16 protein-coding genes are annotated in these 15,242 nt (G+C 47.9%); 12 read left to right on the plus strand and 4 right to left on the minus strand.

Features of this window, described 5'->3' with window-relative positions; all coding sequences use genetic code 11:
• Nucleotides 1–53: 53 nt before the first annotated feature.
• Complete coding sequence (locus tag QNO02_RS08380; RefSeq protein ID WP_133384089.1) at nucleotides 54–662, plus strand: DUF1349 domain-containing protein; 609 nt, start codon at nucleotides 54–56, stop codon at nucleotides 660–662.
• A 26-nt stretch (nucleotides 663–688) separates the two neighbouring features.
• On the opposite strand, the gene QNO02_RS08385 is transcribed toward QNO02_RS08380, so the two are convergent.
• Nucleotides 689–1,795 (minus strand): MFS transporter, encoded by a 1,107-nt coding sequence (locus QNO02_RS08385; protein WP_289391799.1) that lies wholly within the window; start codon nucleotides 1,793–1,795, stop codon nucleotides 689–691.
• An 88-nt stretch (nucleotides 1,796–1,883) separates the two neighbouring features.
• On the minus strand, nucleotides 1,884–2,414 hold the full coding sequence (locus QNO02_RS08390; protein WP_091032943.1) for a TetR/AcrR family transcriptional regulator: 531 nt from the start codon (nucleotides 2,412–2,414) through the stop codon (nucleotides 1,884–1,886).
• Between the two features lie 235 nt (nucleotides 2,415–2,649).
• Here QNO02_RS08390 and QNO02_RS08395 point away from each other — a divergent pair, with 235 nt between their 5' ends.
• The 3 genes from QNO02_RS08395 (at nucleotide 2,650) to QNO02_RS08405 (ending at nucleotide 5,046) form a co-directional block, all read left to right on the plus strand.
• Nucleotides 2,650–3,495, plus strand: a complete 846-nt coding sequence (locus QNO02_RS08395) for an AraC family transcriptional regulator (RefSeq protein WP_091032940.1) — start codon at nucleotides 2,650–2,652, stop codon at nucleotides 3,493–3,495.
• Nucleotides 3,496–3,709: 214 nt separating this feature from the next.
• Complete coding sequence (locus QNO02_RS08400) at nucleotides 3,710–4,261, plus strand: nucleotidyltransferase family protein (RefSeq protein ID WP_289391802.1); 552 nt, start codon at nucleotides 3,710–3,712, stop codon at nucleotides 4,259–4,261.
• 50 nt (nucleotides 4,262–4,311) lie between these two features.
• Nucleotides 4,312–5,046: a YdcF family protein gene (locus tag QNO02_RS08405; RefSeq protein WP_133384092.1), complete on the plus strand. Its 735-nt coding sequence runs from the start codon at nucleotides 4,312–4,314 to the stop codon at nucleotides 5,044–5,046.
• 99 nt (nucleotides 5,047–5,145) lie between these two features.
• On the opposite strand, the gene QNO02_RS08410 is transcribed toward QNO02_RS08405, so the two are convergent.
• Nucleotides 5,146–6,465 (minus strand): M56 family metallopeptidase, encoded by a 1,320-nt coding sequence (locus tag QNO02_RS08410; protein ID WP_289391806.1) that lies wholly within the window; start codon nucleotides 6,463–6,465, stop codon nucleotides 5,146–5,148.
• A gap of 6 nt (nucleotides 6,466–6,471) precedes the next feature.
• Entirely contained in the window at nucleotides 6,472–6,846 is a 375-nt protein-coding gene (locus QNO02_RS08415; protein ID WP_133384094.1) for a BlaI/MecI/CopY family transcriptional regulator, read from the minus strand.
• Between the two features lie 167 nt (nucleotides 6,847–7,013).
• Between QNO02_RS08415 and QNO02_RS08420 the strand changes: the two genes are divergently transcribed.
• The 8 genes from QNO02_RS08420 to QNO02_RS08455 all read left to right on the plus strand — a co-directional run bounded on the left by QNO02_RS08420 (nucleotide 7,014) and on the right by QNO02_RS08455 (nucleotide 15,142).
• A complete protein-coding gene (locus QNO02_RS08420; RefSeq protein WP_133384095.1) occupies nucleotides 7,014–7,535 on the plus strand; it encodes a hypothetical protein in 522 nt (173 codons plus the stop codon).
• A gap of 117 nt (nucleotides 7,536–7,652) precedes the next feature.
• The gene (locus tag QNO02_RS08425) at nucleotides 7,653–8,543 is read left to right on the plus strand and encodes a TIGR01777 family oxidoreductase (protein ID WP_289391808.1); all 891 of its coding nucleotides are present in this window, start codon (nucleotides 7,653–7,655) and stop codon (nucleotides 8,541–8,543) included.
• Nucleotides 8,544–8,698: 155 nt separating this feature from the next.
• Nucleotides 8,699–9,700, plus strand: a complete 1,002-nt coding sequence (locus QNO02_RS08430) for a beta-ketoacyl-ACP synthase III (protein WP_289391809.1) — start codon at nucleotides 8,699–8,701, stop codon at nucleotides 9,698–9,700.
• Nucleotides 9,690–10,982: an ATP-grasp domain-containing protein gene (locus QNO02_RS08435; protein ID WP_289391810.1), complete on the plus strand. Its 1,293-nt coding sequence runs from the start codon at nucleotides 9,690–9,692 to the stop codon at nucleotides 10,980–10,982. The genes QNO02_RS08430 and QNO02_RS08435 overlap by 11 nt, the downstream gene beginning before the upstream one ends.
• Complete coding sequence (locus QNO02_RS08440) at nucleotides 10,979–11,974, plus strand: NAD-dependent epimerase/dehydratase family protein (protein ID WP_289391811.1); 996 nt, start codon at nucleotides 10,979–10,981, stop codon at nucleotides 11,972–11,974. Before QNO02_RS08435 ends, QNO02_RS08440 begins: the two co-directional genes overlap by 4 nt.
• A complete protein-coding gene (locus QNO02_RS08445; protein WP_289391812.1) occupies nucleotides 11,968–12,828 on the plus strand; it encodes an MBL fold metallo-hydrolase in 861 nt (286 codons plus the stop codon). The genes QNO02_RS08440 and QNO02_RS08445 overlap by 7 nt, the downstream gene beginning before the upstream one ends.
• Entirely contained in the window at nucleotides 12,825–14,153 is a 1,329-nt protein-coding gene (locus tag QNO02_RS08450; protein ID WP_289391813.1) for a F390 synthetase-related protein, read from the plus strand. The genes QNO02_RS08445 and QNO02_RS08450 overlap by 4 nt, the downstream gene beginning before the upstream one ends.
• Before the next feature lie 68 nt (nucleotides 14,154–14,221).
• Nucleotides 14,222–15,142 carry an SDR family oxidoreductase gene (locus QNO02_RS08455; RefSeq protein WP_289391814.1) on the plus strand — a complete coding sequence of 307 codons (921 nt, stop codon included), beginning with the start codon at nucleotides 14,222–14,224 and terminating at the stop codon, nucleotides 15,140–15,142.
• Nucleotides 15,143–15,242 lie beyond the last annotated feature (100 nt).

The following is a 15,242-nucleotide window of genomic DNA, read 5'->3' on the forward strand; positions in this document are numbered from 1 at the left end:
GAATACAACAGAGAACTCAGCGAATTCAAAATCACAGACAAAGGGTGTGCCATATGACGAATCTATTCGAACATTGTTCAGGTCAAACATTATCTGCCAACCTGGGATGGCTGAACGAGCCAGCAGATTGGTCCATTGAAGACGGCAAAGTAACGATAACCGTTTCGGCGATCAGTGACTTTTTCATTGATCCGGGAGGTGAGCCGGTGAAAGCTTCAGCTCCATTTTTACATACGATAGTCAAGGGAGATTTCAGCATCGTCACTCGAGTACAGGTGGACATGAAAGAACAGTATGATTCGGGCTGCCTGATGGTGAGGGTGGACGATACGAATTGGGCTAAAGTTTGCTTTGAGTATTTTGAAGAACAGCCTTCTATTCTTAGTGTTGTTACTCGAGGTAACTCGGATGATTGTGTATCAGCACCTGTAGACGTTAACAAGCCTTATTTACGTGTAGCCCGGGCAGGCAACAGCTTTGCTTTCCATTATTCTCAGGATGGAGAGAAGTGGAAGCTGGTTCGTTATTTCGGCCTCGACTGCCCGGAAGAGATCAAAGTTGGTATTGTGGCCCAATCTCCCATTGGGCAAGGGACCACGGTTATTTTTACAGATGTACAGCTTCAACATGGGGTGACCGGAAGTGTTCGCCGGGTAGAATAACAGTGACCGTAAGGTTGTTCTGTCATTTATTTCACCCGAATTAGCAATCCGAACAGGCCGAGTACAGCAAAGGCCAGAAATGCTGTTGTATTGGAGAACATTTCAATCGTGTAACCTGCCATGGATGAGCCAAGGAATTGTCCAACACCCAGAGCAAGAAAGGCAAGACTAATTCCGATGGATACATTCGGCCTGAATAGTCTCGTTGCCCAAACGATAAATACACTGGTCAGGAAAATATATGTGCTGCCAAATATGATCGCAGAGATGAGACTGGCAGTCATGGATGGAAGAAGGATTACCCCCAGCGAGATCGCCAATAACAGTATGCCTATTCGGTAGGACCACCCAATCTCAATACGTTCAATAATGCGACCAGCACATCCACCGAGTATCCCCATAACCCCCATCACAATCCAGAACAACACGGCTTCCGAATCGGAGGCCCCTTTCTCGTCTGTGAGGAAGTTTCGGGCAAAGGTCCAGTAGATCGCTGAACTAACACCAGTTAACAGACAAGCCATCAGCAAAGCAGAACCCGCTCTGGTTGGTTTCATACATGTCCAGATGGATTTGGTACAAGGCAGTGTCTTTGTAGGTGGAATAACACGTCTGTTCCACATCAGAACCACAACACCGATTACAGCAAACAGGATGTAGGTTAGACGCCAGTAATCCGTGAACAGCCAGTAGAGTGGACCGGATATAATAATTCCGAAACTGGTTCCAGTGTTAATCCAGCTGTTGCCTCTTGCTTGCAGATCGGGTGCAAGCTCGGCGTTAACCGTGTTACCGAGTGCTGGAGAGGCCCATCCTGTACTCAAACCGGCGAGAAATACGCTGAATGCAAGGACCCATGCATTCTGAGCAAGAGCAATCCCGATTAATCCGAGCACAGCGCTGATCCCGGCCAATTGGATGACATAATGATGCCCTTTGCGATTAATTAACAGCGGTGCACTTAGAAGGGACAAGCAATAAGCAATGTAGGTTCCGGAGTTAATCGCACCTGACGCTGCATCGTTCAGTTGTAAAGCTTCTGAAATTTCCGGCATAAACAATCCATAACTGAATCGCCCGAATGCATAACAGACAGCGATTAGTGCAATGCCTGGAAAGATAATTTTTTTCATTAAATCCACCGCCTTTTAGATAGAACGATCATTATATTTCTCATTAAATAAAAAAGTGAGTTGAACTACTAACTCACCCTTAATGGCATTACTTGAAACTATTCTTCGTCATATGGATCAGTTCGCGGCAGACGTTATTTACATTTTCTGTCTCGGCGAGTGCAGTGGAACCCTCCAGCAGTAGGGAGAATTGCAATAGATCTCGATCACTTGCAGCAGGCGCCAATGTTTGGATTAACGTTCTCATATGTCTTTTATGCGCATTCACTGTCTGCACGATGATATGGTCTGCATGACCACCGAATTCTTCTTTGGCGCGCAAAAATAAGCACCCTCTTGATTCGTGTTCTTTCAGCCAGGTTGCATGTCCTTCAGCCAGATTGAGGAACATGGGTTGAGTTGTATTGTTTGCATATTGCCTGAGCTGTTCTAAATAACGCTGTTCGCGCCGCAGAAGCACCTGGACGATGAGATCATCCTTGGACTCAAAATGGTTATATAACGTCATGATGGCGATCCCGGCATCTGATATAATCCGCTTCAAGCCGATGGAATGGAAGCCGTGAAGGTAGAATAATTCTTCAGCCACGTTCAAAAGCATTTCTTTTTTGCTGCTCATATTCAATGATACTCTCCCTTCAAAATAAGATAGAACGATCATTATACTCGTAGGCTATAATAAATCGTTTACATTGTCAAATTTTGTGACTTCCCTTGTCTTTGGTTAGTTCAAAGCCTGGGCAGGGCGTTATATGAACAACGTCTTTGCACATTAACCGGACATATGAGAGCACAACATGACAGGTTTTTGGGTGGTTTATCCGTTATATTAGACATCAAGGAGTGATTATTACATGAACTGGATCAACGCATTACAGGTCGCTATTCAATATATGGAAGACCACTTGCTCGAAAATATGACGATGGAGCAGATTGCAGCGCAGGCCCATATCTCTCCTTTTCATTTTCAACGTACCTTTGCCCTGTTAACAGATGTTACTGTAGCTGAGTACATAAAACGCAGACGATTGACACTGGCGGCACATGAACTTCTGCAAAGTGATCACAAAATCATTGATCTGGCGCACAAGTATGGTTACGACACACCCGAATCTTTCTCCAAAGCATTCCGGAGACAACACGGCATCGCACCAAGCGAGGCACGCAAGAATAGTAGCTCTGTCCAATCGTATAATCGTCTGGTTATTCAAGTAAGTCTAAAAGGAGCAGAACCGATGAAATATAAAATTGTTGAACATCCCGAATTTACATTAGTGGGGGTGAAGCAGGCTTTCTCATATGTAGATGGAGAACATTTGCAAGGGATCGGGAAAATGTGGCAGGAAGCGTGGAAGAGCGGTACAGAGGAGCGTTTATTTGAACTGAACAACGGGGATATTCCAGGGTTACTTGGCGTCGTTGTGGATCAGAGCGAAATCAAGGAAAAGCAGATGGAATACTGGATTGCTACGGCTTACGACGGTGAAGTGCCGGAAGGATTATCAAGCTTCACCATGCCTGCTTCCAAATGGAGTATATTTGAAGTAGAAGGCCCGATGCCGGAGAGCATGCAGCTTCTGTGGAAACAGATTATTTCGGAATGGTTTCCATCCAATCCTTATGAGCACGCGTATATGCCAGAGCTGGAAGTATACCCTGGGCCGAACCAACCACCGCAAATCTGGATACCTATTAAATAAATTTTAACCGTTTCAAACTCGATCATTGTAGCCCGTAAACACTCGGATAACCGAAGCTGTTTATGGGTTATTTGGTTGTGATTAATCAGAGATTCGAAGTTGTACAGAGGATGTTCAAGCGTTGTTCATTTTATTGCAGCCAGGTAAACATGATATATTGGAATGAAGGTTAACAGCTATAAGAGGACAATGAGGTAAACCGCAGGAGGCAGATATGTTATATGAGGACCCATTCATTCAGACGATCATCAAACACGAGCAATTAATGCATGACCTGCGGAGAGTTCGTAGTCTCCATTTGCCACAATGTTACATAGGTGCAGGATATATTCGTAATTACATCTGGGATGTTCTGCATGGATATGCTCTTCGTGAACTTCATAGCGATATTGATGTTGTTTATTATGATGCGTCAGACCTGCGTGAGGAACGAGACATCCAGTTGGAGCGTCAGCTTCGTGAGTTGACAGGTAATGCCAAGTGGTCGGTCAAAAATCAGGCGAGAATGCATCTGCGCAATGGCACAGTTCCTTATCATTCTACTGAAGATGCGCTTCGCTATTGGCCAGAAGTTGTGACTGCCATAGGAGTACAGTTGGATGAAGAGGATCAGGTGAACATCTGTGCTCCGCATGGTTTGCATGATCTGTATCAACTCGTAGTCCGCAAAAGTCCGTTCTTCACGGATGCTGACTATTATAATCAGAGAGTACAGAAGAAGCGCTGGCAGGAACAATGGCCGAAACTAACGATAATAACAGCTTGAATAATAAGTGATTTGCGGAATAGTGGGTACAAGAAGGAGTGTCTACGGATTTGATAAAAAAGTTCTTACAAAAAAATGGACTGATCATTGATCTTGTCCTGTTGGCATGTTTTGTGGCATTTCTGGCCTTCTGGGGCCAAAGGTTTGCAGTCATGTTTTTTGGAATGATCACGGTGGCTTTTATCGTACTAAGACGGATTGACTATCAGAAGCATGTTATTTTGAAACGGATTATCCTTACCGGATTTGGCGTGGTTGCCGTCTCTTTTGTCATTATTGAAGCACTTGTATTCACACAGCTTGGTGCGAATGATCCGGAAGAAGCGGACTATGTCATTATTCTGGGTTCAGGCATCCGTGGAACGGAATTGTCATTGACCCTAAAACAAAGGTTAGATGCAAGTCTGGACTACATTCGTAGTCACCCTCAGACACCGGTCATTGTATCGGGTGGACAGGGACCCGGGGAATCGATTCCCGAAGCGCTCGCCATGAAAAACTATCTAATTGAACAGGGGATTCCCCCCGCCCAAGTCATTATGGAAGATCGCTCCACAAGTACACAGGAGAATTTGGCCTTTTCCAAAAAAATCATTCTTGAATCCGGGTTAGAGCACCCTGAGATCATGATTGTCACCAGTGACTATCATATGTTCCGTTCCAAATACATCGCCGCCAAGAACGGTTATGCGGCAGAATACGGCATATCGGCTCCGTCACCGGGATATCTGAAGCCCATCAACATGATCCGTGAATATTTTGCTACGATCAAAACATTTATCTAATGCACATGACAGAAAAACGGAAACAGGACGAAGCGGAGATCTATGATCTATGCTTCGTCTTGTTTGCATATAAGGTGGCTATTGCTTCTTAAAGATAGGTTATTTTTCTGAAGGAACAGCTACAGCTTTGGTGACCTGGGCCTCGGAAGGGACGGATACGATTTCAGGAGATCCACCCGTAGAAGGAACAGTTGCTGCTTCTACAACTTTAGCCTCAGAAGGTTTAGTAGTAGAAGGTACAGTAGCAGACGGAACTGGCACAGCTTCGGAAACTTCATCCTCAGGGAGAGCCACGATTTCAGGAGTTTCGGAAGTAGAAGGAGCAGTTACAGCTTCGGAAATTCCGACCTTGTTGGGAGAAGCTACGATTTCAGAAGATCCATCAGTAGAAGGAACAGGCACAGTTTCAGAAGCTTCAGCCTCTACTTTAACCGTATGGTTTGATGCCCATACTGCGGTGGACGTACTTACACCTGTAATAAGCAGGAGGGCTCCCATACCTATCATCCAATGTTTCTTTTTCAGTTTCTTTACATTAAACATAATTATCAATCTCCTTTTTAATTGTTTGCCTTCACCCGATAGGGACGAACAAAATTGAGCAGGTATTTTCTTGGTTCCCGCCATCACATTTAAAATTGTCTCACCATATCGTCTTCGCTCTTCATGGGACATCTCTTTCACCACATCTTCATCACAGGCCAACTCGCTCCAGGTATGAATGTCCCCGCGAATCATATGAATCAGGGGATTGAACCAGTGCAGTGCATTAACGCCCAATGTCAAAGCCTTGACCCACAGATCTTTATGTTTTAGATGTACCAACTCATGATGAATTACCATGCTGATGTCCATTTTCACCGTATTTTCGGGTGGCAGATATATCGTTGGTTTAAACAAGCCAACCAGTATAGGGCTTCGTACTATGGTGCTGTGAGCAAGCGTGATATTGCGTTTGAGACCCAAAGCCTCTTGGATTAATGGTAGCTGTATAGCTGCCTCACTATGACGGAGGACTGGCGTACGTGTACGAGATAGTTCATTCAAAAATCTTCGATAACAGTACACCTGCCATGCAGAAAAACCTATGGCTCCAATGCCCCATACGAATAACAAGAACCAGGCTGTGGTTACCGAGATGGTTTGTTCCGGGATAAACGTTCCTGCAAGTCCGCCCGAAGATGCTGCATTCTCCGTACCCGGTATAGTTGATGTCGTTTGGAAGGCAATATCCAAAAGCCATGAAAGGCCAAGAGATACCGGGAACAGATAAAACAAGATAGCCAGTTTACCGAGTCTGTAGAGCCACTTGGTCGGAAAAACAGATACGGGTATAAGTCGTAGTGCCAAAATACAAACAGAAACGATACTTCCCGCCACGGTCAGGCTGCACAGAATTTCAAAAAAGATGTTCATCATCTGCACCTACTTTTCCGAAAGCCATTTTTTCAGTTCTGAAATGTCATCGTCTGAAAGCTTGTCGCCATCATACATGGCCGAAACCAAATTCTTGACTGAACCTTGATAGAGTCCATCAAGAACATGCTGCGTTTCCTGTAGTTTGTAATCTTCGGGCTGTAGAAGAGGTACATAATCATTGGTTCGTCCACGTCTCGTGACGGTAAGTGCGCCTTTATCCACCAACCGTGACAAAAAAGTAGACATAGTCTGCGCTTTCCACGCTTTTCCCTTATCAGCGAATATGTCTAATAGTTCTGTTGAAGTGACGGGTGGATCGCATGACCATATAACGACCATTAACTCCATTTCTGTTTCGGATAATTTTTGAATCTGGTTCACCGTGAACACTCCTTAACATCGTTATGCGTCCATAACGATCGTATTACTACACTACGTAGTACGTATAAACTACTACAACTCGTAGTAGATAGTCAAGTTATCCTGATAGATGATTGCCAAACCATGTTATAATATAGGTCATTAATAGAAGAACGATGTAGGAGTGAATGATCATTACAGCATATCAATTACCTGCTCTCTATGAGCAGAAGCGAGTTTCAATGCATGAGATGGAAGAGATTGTACGCCTGTTGTCCCAGACACCGCTATTATACGATGATGGACAGATCATTCAGGTTCAGGATTACATGGGAGGCTTGGAGGTCGAACTTGAGCATGAGGTACGCCGTGCAGTGACCGAGTTGTATGAACTGGCTGTTCAGGCCTGCCGCGTCTTCGTCGATCCATTGGCATACGAGCAACTTCAGGATGCGCTTGGGTTACAGGCTGAGTTATGGCAGGAGGAAGTGCTTACGCTTGCAAAGTGGATGGATTGGCTGAAGCAGATCAGTGAAGGGAAGAGAACACTGCCCGAGTACAACTTTACAGCCATGCTTGGCAATCTGCCAGACGGATTCATGATCCATGATTTTTATGATGAACTCCGATATCAACTGGAACAAAACCCTGCAAACGCTTGGGCGATCGAAGAGCGGGATCGCTTGTACGCAGCCCTGGGTGCGAATTAAATCAAACCAACGAGTCACCGGCGGTGTTTAAGCTAATATCTGCATTTTGCATGCATAGAAACATTCCAATCTATACCTTACGAATTCTTTACCCAGTATGGGAAATGAGGGGATACCGTGAAGAAGGTTGTATTAGCTGGTGGAACAGGATTTGTCGGACAGGATTTTGCCCAAAGATTCAAGAAACTGGGTTATGAGGTATTGATCATCTCGCGTCAGCCCGGTCATATTGCTTGGGAGGATCGTGCAGGAATCATAGAGGCACTGGAAGAAGCAGAAATGTTGATTAACCTGGCAGGTAAATCGGTGAACTGCCGTTATACGGAGGAGAATCGCAAAGTCATTCTGGAATCCAGAACCCGGACAACGCGCATTCTCGGCGAAGCCGTCTTGGCTTGTAATCATCCTCCCGAACTATGGATTAATTCGAGTACAGCAACCATATACAGACATGCTGAAGATCGTCCCATGACGGAAAAAGAGGGCGAGATTGGCTCTGGATTCTCGGTCGACGTTGCCAAGGCGTGGGAACAGGCTTTCTTTGAATTCAGTCTGCCGTCTACGCGTCAGATAGCACTGCGGATTGCCATTGTGCTGGGCGAGGGTGGTGTGATGGTGCCCATGACAAACCTCGTCCGTTTTGGCCTTGGAGGATCGCAAGGCGCAGGAACACAGCAGTTCAGCTGGATTCATATCGAGGATCTCTTCCGCATGGTGATTTATCTGCAAGAGCATCCGCACTTAAATGGTGTGTTCAATGCGTCCTCTCCACATCCGGTTACGAATCGTGAGCTCATGGCACGTCTGAGAGAGCAGATGGGTGTTCGGATCGGCCTGCCTTCTCCTCGCTGGATGCTTGAACTGGGTGCACGTTTCATTCAGACCGAGACGGAACTTGTTATCAAGAGTCGTTGGGTGATTCCCGAACGAATGGAGAGGGAAGGATTCACTTTCACATACGGTACACTAGATACCGCTCTTGCCGAGATTCTGAATAAGAAGAAATGACAGCACAGTATAAATAATAAAACACAACAGGGAGGGCAGAGGCATCTGCCCTTTTATTGTATATTTCAAAGCTTCTATTTGTTGGGGTTTCGCCATTCAAGGTGAGGTGTAAATTTCATTTATATCAGTCAGATGAACAGAAAGAGGTTGGGGAAATGCAACTTAGAAGAGTAAGGATCGCGGGAACAGGGAAGTACCTGCCGGAACAGGAAGTCACCGATGAGGAACTGGATCGCCGCTTGGGCGTGCCTGCGGGCTGGGTTAGCAAAGCCACAGGTGTAGGTGTACGCCATTATGCTTCGGGTGAAGAAACCTCCTCTTTCATGGGCGCGCGGGCTGCGGAAGCTGCACTGGCGGACGCAGGATTACAATTCAGTGATATCGACTGTCTGGTGTGTACCAGTGGCACGAAGGAACAACCATTGCCAAGTACGGCGGTATTTATCCAGCAGGCCATGGGGCAGCAAGATTCAGGCGTACCTGCCTTTGACATGGATGCAACCTGCCTGAGTTTCCTGAACGGACTCGATGTGATCTCCTATATGGTAGACGCCGGACGTTACCAGCGAGTACTGCTCGTAGCCACCGAGATTGCCTCCGCGGGACTAAATTGGTCTGATAAAGAGAGTGCGGCCCTGTTCGGAGATGGAGCGGCCGCTGTTATTATTGAACGTTCGCCTGAAGGGTCATCCTCACAGATTGTACATGCTTCCCTTCGAACCTACAGCCGAGGTGCTCGCTTCTCGGAGATTGCAGGTGGAGGTACACGGCTACATGCTTCTAATTATAAGGTAGATCAGCCTGAACCCTACCTATTTCATATGGATGGACAGGCGATCTTCCGCATGGCTTCAAGACTTCTGCCTGGATTTATTGGTGATATGCTGCAAGCGACCGGGAATCGAATGGAGGATTTCCAATTGGTCATTCCTCATCAGGGAAGTGCCATGGCGATGAGACTGATTCGCAAGAAGCTTGGCATTCCTGAAGATCGGTTTATGGACATCACACGAAATCACGGCAATACAATTGCGGCATCGATCCCAATGGGTCTGCATGAAGCGATTAGACAACAGCGTATTCAGCGTGGAGATCGGGTGTTGATGATTGGCACGGCTGCCGGATTATCATTGGGAGGACTCATTTTTGACTACTAGATCTGGGGAAACCAGACATCGTACAGCTGCTTCTCTCCGTGTATTGCTTACAGGCGGAAGGGCTCCCGTAACGCTTGATCTGGCACGCATGCTTCATCGGGCAGGCCATCGGGTTTATGTTGCGGAGAGTGCTGCACGGCATCTGACCAGATTATCCAGTGCAGTGGAACAGTGCGCTGTGGTCCCGTCGCCACGTCATGACACACGTGCGTATCTGGCGGAGCTGGAACGGTTGGTTCAGGATTGGCAGATCGACCTGTTGATTCCGATGTGTGAAGAAGTATTCTATGTTGCTCAAGGGGCAGACAGACTGCGTGCATTTTGCCGTGTTCTGGTTACGACTCTGGAGCAGCTGCATGTGCTGCACCATAAATATGATTTTATCCAGCTTGCAGGGTCACTCGGTCTTTCGGTTCCGGATACACACCTGATCCACAGTCGGCAGGAATGGATGGAAGCCCAGTCTGTTCTAGAAAAAGTAGGAGATTGGGTGTGGAAACCGGTGTATTCCCGCTTCGCAGCCAAAGTTCGCATGCCAACACTCATGAACGATGAGGCTAGGGCAGGGACGGATCAGGAAGGAAACGTAAGTGAAAAGAAGCGTCGACATATCCGTAACGACCCACCGGAAGAAGGGGAATTATCCTCTATTTCACCTTGGGTTGCACAGGCCTACATTCCTGGTCAGATGTTATGTACATACAGCATAGCGCATGAAGGGAAACTGGTTGCGCATGCCACTTACGACAGCCGCTATCGTACAGGTAGTGTGGGAGCCAGTGTTTTTTTTGAACAGGTGGAACATGAAGGTGCTCTTGCGTGGGTGAGACAATTTGTTGAGGCAACGGGTTTTAGTGGACAGATTGGGTTTGATTTTATAGAAGGTCAGGACAGGCGAGTGTACGCGATTGAGTGTAATCCGAGGGCAACGAGTGGGATTCATCTGTTTCACCCCGGAGATGACTTGGTGCGTGCATTGACTGAACCGGAGACGTTGGTCAAAGAAAGAAAAATGATCACGCCCGCACGGGACAGCAAAGCCATGCTCATGCTTCCCATGTTGGGAAGTGGAGTACAGCAGATCTTTGGCAAAGGGAAACTCCGTGCATGGATAGCTGCGTGGCGTGGAGCCAGGGATGTGGTCTATGGAGGGCAGGATATCCAGCCTGTATTTGAACAATTTGCAGTGGTGCTAGCCGCATGGCGTCTGTCAAGATCGCAGAAGTTCTCGCTGACTGAAGCTTTGACTCACGACATAGAATGGAACGGTGAACAACAATGAATAGAGCACTGGTTACAGGAGCTACGGGATGTCTGGGCAGGCATCTCGCGATACGGCTTGCACAAGAGGGATGGGAAGTAACTGGCATGGGCCGACAGCCCAAAGTTGGGGCAGAACTTGAGTTGGCAGGAATCCGATTCCTGAATGGAGATATACGGGATGAGGCTTCAGTAAACGAAGCATGTGCGGGGCAGGATATGGTCTTTCACTGTGCGGCACTATCATCGCCATGGGGCAGATATCGTGACTTTTACAGCAGCAATGTAGAAGGGACACAAAACCTCATTGATGGCTGCCTACATCATGAGGTGCAGCGATTCATACATGTCTCGACTCCAAGTATATATTTTAACTACATACCGCGATATAACGTACATGAGAATGACCCGTTGCCATCCAAACCAGCCAATCATTATGCTGCCACGAAGCTTCTCGCTGAGCAGGTTGTAATGGAGGGGCATGCGAAGGGACTTCCGTCGATCATGATTCGACCGCGAGCGATCTTTGGTCCGTATGATCAGACGTTATTTCCCAGAATTGTCGCAGCAAACGCAAAATCGGGCGTGCCCATGATCGGTGGTGGACAGGCTTTAATCGATCTGACCTGTGTGGATAATGTGGTGGATGCCCTATTATTGTGTCGCGATGCCTCTGACGAAGCGCTCGGAAGAGCTTACAATATCTCCAATGGTGATCCAAGGGCGTTCAGTGAGTTGGTGAGCAGCCTGTTTGGTATGCTGGATATGCCCTTGCGTCGTCGAAACATTCCTTATCGGATGGCATATGGTGTGGCAGCGTTGCTGGAGCAAGTTCATGGCTATATTCCTGCGTTGGGTGAACCTGCGTTGACACGGTATACAGTCGGATCCTTATCCATCCCACAGACGTTGGATATTACGGATGCACGGGAGCAATTGGGATACATTCCTCGGGTGTCCATTGAAGAGGGATTGCAACAATTTGCAGACTGGTGGAGGGCTGAATCATGCTGACAACAACTCCGGTGAAACTATATTTGGGTGCGGCGGGTTACTGTACACATCCAGAGTTTCTGACGTTGCGCGGTGGTCGGTTGAGCCCGGTGCCTTTCCCGGCAGGATTTGCCTGCATCATTCATCCCGTACATGGACCGATCCTGCTGGATACGGGATATAGTTCCCGCTTTTTCGAGGAAACGGCTCATTTGCCTAACGCACTGTATCGTCATATTACACCTGTGGTCTATCGTGAAGAGGATAGTGCCGTTCATTTTTTGGCTCATATTGGACTGAAAGCTTCGGATATTCGGTATATCATCCTCTCGCATTTTCACGGCGATCACATCGCGGGTGTACGTGATTTCCCGGAGGCACAATTCATCTATCTGCCAAGAGCCTATGATGCTGTGCGCTCACTCGGTCCAATTGCGGCTGTAAAGGCAGGTTTTCTTGCCGGGTTGTTGCCCGAGGATTTTATGGCCAGATCATGGCCTGTTATGTGTCAGCCTGAGCGATGGACGAGAGCGGGGAAAGAGTTCCCTTTTGATGAGGTCTACGACATCTTTGGTGATGGCAGTCTGCTGGGGGTGGATGTATCCGGTCATGCAGAAGGCATGATGGGACTACTTTTGCGTACGGAAGAACATGACTATTTCCTGTGCGCGGACGCGGTGTGGTCGAGTCGGGCTTTTCGTGAACAGCGCAGACCGAACATTCTTGCTGGGATCATTATGTCGAATCGACAGGAATACTATCGTAACTTTGACAAGCTGGTTCAGCTGCATCAGCAGTTTCAACAAATTCGTATTGTGCCGAGTCATTGCCGAGAGGTACTGGACGCTTGGGGTGCAGGAGGGACGAAACGATGAGTAGTACCTTTCGTATTGTGGTTCATTATGCACTCGCACGTGGGCTGCGAACATGGAAAACGCGAGAACAACTGGAGCGCTGGCAAGAGCGCCGGATTATTCGGCATGTCCATCAGATCCGTGCCCGATCCCCCTTTTACCGGAAGTGGTGGGACGGCGTGAACGCATCCGACTGGAGAAGATTTCCGTTGATTGACAAATCGATCATGATGGAACATTTCGATACACTGAACACGGTGGGCATTACCAAGGACGAAGCGCTGGCTCTTGCAGGCGAAAGTGAAGAAACACGTGATTTCAAACCTTCCATTCAAGGCGTGACCGTTGGATTGTCTTCGGGCACGTCAGGGAACCGGGGTATATTTCTGGTGAGTGATCGGGAGCAGGATGCGTGGACGGGCACGGTGCTGGCCAAGTTGCTGCCTGGTGGACTGTGGAAACCTGCCAAGATTGCGTTTTTCCTGCGGGCCAACAGTAATCTGTATGAATCGGTGCAACGTGGTAAGTTACAGTTCCAGTACTTTGATCTGCTGGAGCGTGTGGAGAACTTGGTGAAGCGGTTGGAAGAATACCAACCTACCGTGTGGGTGGCTCCCCCATCCATGCTGCGTCTGTTGGCGGACGCCTATGTGGCGGGCCACCTGACCGCTGTACCGGATAAAATCATCTCTGTTGCCGAGGTGCTGGACCCCCTGGATCGCAAGGTGCTGGAGCAGGTCTTCGGACAGACCGTTCATCAAGTCTATCAGTGTACAGAAGGATTTCTGGGTGCGACCTGTCGCTACGGCACACTGCATTTGAATGAAGACATCGTGCATATTGAAAAAGAGTTCATTGATCCCGCCACCCGGCGGTTCGTGCCCATTATTACGGACTTCTCCAGAACATCACAGCCGATCATCCGGTATCGGTTGAATGATATTCTGACCGAGGCGGCGCTGCCATGTGCCTGTGGTTCCCCGTTTACCGCCATTGAGCGGATTGAAGGCCGCTGTGATGACACGCTTTATTTTACACAACTACATACGGGTGAGGCTGTACCGATCTTTCCGGATTTCGTTACCCGTTCGGTCATTGCGGCTTCGCCGGATATTGAACATTATCGTGTGGTGCAGCAAGGAGACGGAACAATGGAAGTATCCCTTCGGCTTGGCGGGAGCGCAGTGCTGGAGCAGGTCGAGACGGATGTACGGAGTGAGCTGATGAAGCTGGGAGAGCGTCTGGAATGCACCTTACCTGAGATCAGATTTGTTCCGTATACGTTCGAACCGGGAATCACGAAGCTGCGCAGGGTGGAGAGAAAAGATAACGGAGTGGCGGATTAAGCAGCAGGGGCCGTGCGGTATAGGTAGGAACGGAAGTAAGTAATTTACCGAGGAAAGAAGGACACACCGTGACAGCTGATGAACACTTAACAGAGGACGAGCAAGGACGAATTAATACGGGTCTTGATTCAGTGAGTAAGACAAAGGAGAGAGATAACGCTCCGGTGGCCTTAATTACAGGTACCTCCAGTGGTTTTGGTATGCTCACCGCAATCACCCTTGCCAAGCAGGGGTATCGCGTTGTTGCTACAATGCGTGATCTGAGTCGAAGAGAAGAATTGGTGAAACTGGCTAAACGGGCGGGGGTAGCTAAACGTTTGCAATATGTGCAACTGGACGTGACCGATGCTGAATCGGTGCAAAAAGCTGTGAGGTCCGTACTTCTTAATAATAGCCGAATCGACATGCTGGTGAACAATGCAGGATTTGCGGTGGGCGGGTTCATTGAGGAAGTATCGATGGAGGATTGGCGGCGCCAGATGGAAACGAATCTATTTGGATTAATCGCCGTGACACGTGCGGTCCTGCCTGTGATGCGTGAACAGAAGCAGGGGCTGATTATTAACTTGTCCAGTGTAAGTGGGTTGTCCGGTTTTCCAGGGTATGCGCCCTATGCTGCCTCCAAATTCGCTGTGGAGGGATTCACGGAAAGTCTGCGGCATGAGATGTCTTCGTTTGGCGTTCGGGTGGTATTGGTTGAACCAGGTGCTTATCGCACGCCGATCTGGAATAAAGGTTTGGGTGAGATTCACCGGAGCGAGAACTCCCCATATAAGCATAAGCTGGATGCGGTTCTTCGTTATTCCAAACATGCGAGCGAGACGGCACCTGATCCACAGGAAGTGGCAGATCTGATTGGCCGAATTGCGCGGATGCGTGCACCAAGACTTCGATATGCGCTCGGAAAAGGTTCGCGTGTGCTCATCATAGGTAAAGCACTGCTACCGTGGAAGTGGCTGGAGCGGATTATCGCCCGTGGTTTAAAATAGAGATTAGGTACGATTCACGATTGCAGAATTTCCGAAAGGGAGGGATTAACCATCTTCGAATTCATCGTCATTATTTTACTTCTTGCGATTGTGGTTCTGC

It is taken from the genome of Paenibacillus sp. PK1-4R (assembly GCF_030369595.1).
Taxonomy (GTDB): Bacteria; Bacillota; Bacilli; order Paenibacillales; family Paenibacillaceae; genus Paenibacillus.